Source organism: Spirillospora sp. NPDC046719, assembly GCF_040645715.1.
In the GTDB taxonomy this organism is placed as follows: Bacteria; Actinomycetota; Actinomycetes; order Streptosporangiales; family Streptosporangiaceae; genus Spirillospora.
Genome location: NZ_JBEYYT010000744.1, coordinates 1 through 2,917 on the forward strand (window position 1 = coordinate 1; position 2,917 = coordinate 2,917).

2 protein-coding genes are annotated in these 2,917 nt (G+C 77.1%); both read right to left on the bottom strand.

Annotation, left to right across the window (positions count from 1 at the left end):
- Positions 1 to 56 precede the first annotated feature (56 nt).
- Positions 57 to 737 carry a hypothetical protein gene (locus ABZ914_RS49565; RefSeq protein ID WP_500201549.1) on the bottom strand — a complete coding sequence of 227 codons (681 nt, stop codon included), beginning with the start codon at positions 735 to 737 and terminating at the stop codon, positions 57 to 59.
- A gap of 86 nt (positions 738 to 823) precedes the next feature.
- Positions 824 to 2,917, bottom strand: a 2,094-nt coding sequence (locus tag ABZ914_RS49570) for a DUF6077 domain-containing protein (RefSeq protein WP_500201550.1), incomplete at its 5' end; no start/stop codon positions are given.

Below are 2,917 nucleotides of genomic sequence, written 5' to 3' on the forward strand. Positions count from 1 at the left end.
GCGGTCCCGCCGGCGGGGGGCGCCGCCTGCTCCTGTTGCCTGTGCTGCATCGGCGCTCAGCTCCTCGTGGTCCGCTCGTCGTCCCGGCCGGTGCGCCCGTCGTCGGGCTCGCCGGCGCGCGGACCGGGCACCCGGACCTCCTCGCCGCGGGCGGCGCGCCGCTCGTCAGGAGCGCTGCCCCGCTGGTCGGGGGCGGTGCCCTGGACGGGGACCGAGAGCAGCTCCTCGAACAGCGCGCGGTAGTGCACCATGGCCTGCCGCAGCTCCTCGGTGGACGCCTTCCCGTCCGCGGCGCGGCCGCCGATGGCGTGGGCGCGCCGGTAGTGGTCGAGGGTGCGGCCGTGCTCCACCGACAGGTGGGCGGCCTTCTCCTCGAACCCGCTCGTGGGGTAGCCGCGCTCTCCCATGACGACGGTGACCAGGCCGTCCGCCTGCTCGACCGCCGACTCCGGCGCGTCCACGAAGCGCTCCTGGACGGCCACCCACTGCTCGCGGTACTGCTCGCGGCGCCGGGGGTCGAGGTCGCGCAGCTCCAGGTCCCGGTGGCGCCGCTCGCGGTCGAGCAGCTCCCGCTCGGCGGCGGCGCGGCCGCCGTGCTGCTCGACGGCCCGGTCGTACTCGGGGCCGAAGCGCTTGCGCAGCCGCCGCGTCCGCGCCTGCTTCGAGGCGAGGAACGCGACCGCGGCGACGGCGGCGATGATGATCACTGCGATGACGACCATGACGGCGGTCGACATTGTCTGTCCTCCAACGTGCGTCGGATCGAATGGATCGCCGATGCCCGGACAGACGCGGTCGAAACAGACCTAAAGGCGAAACTGCCCTAAGGGGTGCGGGGTCCATGGCCGGCGAAGAGGCACACCAGCTGGCCGACCCGCCGCCGCCCCGACAGCCCGGCCTGCTCCAGGAGGGAGAGTCCCCGCAGGTCGCGCGGATGCGCGCACGCCACGACGACACCGACGCGACGCAGCGCGCCCTCGATGTCGGCGAGCGCGGGCTTCCACCCGCCCGGCCGGCGCACCGCCGCGGTCAGCACGCGCCGGTCGTCGACGAACCGCGCCGGAACCGGCAGGTTCCGGAGGTAGTGGGTGTTGGGATCGGCGGCGTGGACGCGCGCGGTCAGCAGCGGCACCGCCCGCATGTAGCGCTGAGGCATCACCACCACGCCCCCGGTACGGGCCAGGTCGACGACCGCGCGGGCCGTCCCCACCTGCTCCGCGGGGAGCTTCCACGACGGACGCGACGCGACGAGCGAGCCGTTCTCCGCCGACCAGAGGGGCGTCCCGCCCACGATCATCGTGACCGCCAGGGCGGCGGCCGGCAGCGCCGCGGCGACGGCGCCGAGCACCTCCGTCCCGCCGGAGCGCGCGGCCGCGGGCAGGGGGAGGCGCACCGTCGCGAGCAGCCCGATCAGGACGGGCGCGGGCACGATCCACATCGTCCGCCACAGCACCTGGCCCGCCCCGGTGACGTCCGCCGCGAGGTGCAGGACGCCCGGCAGCAGGAGGAGCGTGGTCACCGCGGCCACTCCCGCGCCGGCGAGCGCGGGGACGCCGCGCCGCGCCGTCCACGGCGCCAGCCACAGCGCGCACCCCGCGAGGACTCCCGGCGCGGAGTGCAGCAGGACCCACCGGAAGTCGTCGGACGCGTCACCGACGAACCCCGTGACGGTGGTGTCGTGGTCCTGCAGCGTCACCACCAGGCCCGCGGCGACGGGGTAGGCCAGCGCGGCGCAGGCGGCGAGGCCGGTCCGGACCCGGCCGGACGCGATCAGCGGGATCGCGGCGGTGCCGACGGCCAGCGGCAGGACGAACGCGGCCGAGGACGTCAGGCCGGTCGCGGCGACCCCGCAGGCGGCGAGCATCGCCAGGTCGCGCCGCGTCCGCCGCTCCGCCCAGCGCGTGAGGTGGACGTACAGCAGCGGGACGAGCGCCGACACCATGACGGCCTTCCCCTGCCACATCCGCAGCAGGTGGAACGAGCCGAGCGACGCGGGACCGAGCCCGGACCACAGCAGGTACACCGCCGCGACCGCGAAGCACGCCGCCGCGCGGCGCGGCGCCCACGCGCGCGACAGCCGCCACGCGGCCCACACCGCGATGAACGTCACCACCGGCAGCAGCACGTAGTACACGAAGGACGCCGCCGGGACGCCCGCGACCCGCGCGAGGCTCCCGGCGAGGACCTCGATCGACGAGACCGGCGGCTCGCCCGCGATGGGACCGGTCGCGCCCGAGGTGAAGATGGTGTCCTTGAACGGGATGCGGCCGAGCGCGGCCGTCGCGACGGACCGCGAGACGAAGTAGGCGTCGTCGCCGTCGGAGTTCACGATGAGCAGGGAGGCGACCGAGAACCCGGCGGCGGTGGCGAGCGCGAGCGGCGTGCCCCACCGGCTCGCGGACGTTCCGGCCTCGACCGGCCCACCGGGCTCGGCGAGTGCGCGCGCGGGGGGCTCGTGCGGGGAGTTCTCGCGGGAAGAGGGCTCGTGTGCGGAGGGCACGTGCGCGTGGGGCTCGTCCGGGGCGGACGGGCCGCCGGCGGGGGAGCGGCGGAGCAGCAGGCAGGCGGCGGACGCGGAGGCGGAGACCAGCCCGAACGCCCAGGCGCACCACCACGGGGCGCCGGACGTCTGCAGGCCGGCGCAGAGGCCCGCGACGATCCCCGCCAGGACGGCGACCAGGGCGAGGGCGCGCGGGGGAGCGGCAGAGCGCGGTCCGGCGGGCTCGGTCCACAGCGGCGCGCCTCCCGGGCCGTCGCGCCGCCTGCGCGCCGCCCACGCGGCGGCGGCCGCCCCCGGCCGCCCGCTCCCCCAGGCGAGCAGCGCCCCGGTCGGGGGGCGCCGCAGGGGGGCGGGGTGGTTTTCGACCCGCCACCCCCCGAATAGCAGGGAGGCGGGGGGCCCCGCGCGGGGCACCCC

Excerpts from the sequence above, each read along its gene's own strand:
- ABZ914_RS49565 (WP_500201549.1), bottom strand. The coding sequence starts at position 737 with ATGTCGACCGCCGTCATGGTCGTCATCGCAGTGATCATCATCGCCGCC.